The following is a 977-nucleotide window of genomic DNA, read 5'->3' on the forward strand; positions in this document are numbered from 1 at the left end:
CATATAGGCGCTTGGCCGCGACGCAGACCTGACCGGCATTGAGAAACGCCGCCATGACCAATCGCGGAACCATCTGGTCAATGTCTACATCGTCCAGGACGATTGCCGCATCATTCCCACCGAGTTCTAGTGTCACTCGCTTCAGGGTGCMTGCAGCGCTAGCCATTACCTTCTTGCCMGTTGCTGTAGACCCGGTGAACGAGACCTTTGCGACATCCGCGTGGGCGGTGAGGGTGGCACCAAGATCGTTCCGGTCACAGATCACGTTGAAGACGCCAGGGGGAAAGATACCTTCCGCCAGTCGTCCCAGTTCAAGCGAGGTCAGCGGCGTCGTCGGCGCGGGTTTCAAAATAACGGTGTTACCAGTGATGAGCGCAGCACCGAACTTGTTGCTCGCTAGAAGCATTGGRAAGTTCCATGGTGTCACACACGCAACCACACCTAACGGAACACGGTGCAGTTCATATTCGCCTCTTGCATGGTCGCGTTTCTCGGGCGCTGCCTCGTATGTCGCGAAATAGCGGATGCCACGAATCGTCGCCCCGACCTCATACGTCGCCTCCGGCAGGGGCTTACCCTGCTCGCGCGTAAGAAGCCGCGCAAAATCGTCGGCCTCTTGCTCCAACCTGTCGGCGAGCCGAAGTAAGCAGGCGCGGCGAGTCTCTAGAGGCGTTGCTGCCCAGTCAGGAAAGGCGTCCTTTGCCGCCCTGACAGCGTCCTCAAGTTGTGTAGCGCTGGCATAGGGCGCMGTGGTGAATATTTCGGCAGTTGAGGGATCGATGACTGGCATTTCTCCCGCACMCGTCATCAGACGGCCGCCAATCAGCATTTTATATTTCGTCATCCGTATATCCTCCTGTTTAACTAATCGCGCGCGTTGTCTCATAGAAGCCGGCGCTGCTTCAGGGGCGTCCGATCGATGGTCGTTAKGCAATGGACCTAACGCGCTGTCGCCAAGATTGCCAGGCATGTCACCT

Annotated in this window: 1 protein-coding gene; it reads right to left on the minus strand. The window is 57.8% G+C overall.

Features of this window, described 5'->3' with window-relative positions; genetic code table 11:
• Positions 1-844 (minus strand): aldehyde dehydrogenase family protein (locus QD357_RS32535; RefSeq protein WP_414126117.1); only part of this gene is annotated, 844 nt, incomplete at its 3' end.
• Positions 845-977 lie beyond the last annotated feature (133 nt).

Origin of the sequence: Rhizobium sp. BR 317 (genome assembly GCF_047445835.1) — a bacterium.
GTDB classification, from domain to species: domain Bacteria; phylum Pseudomonadota; class Alphaproteobacteria; order Rhizobiales; family Rhizobiaceae; genus Rhizobium; species Rhizobium paranaense.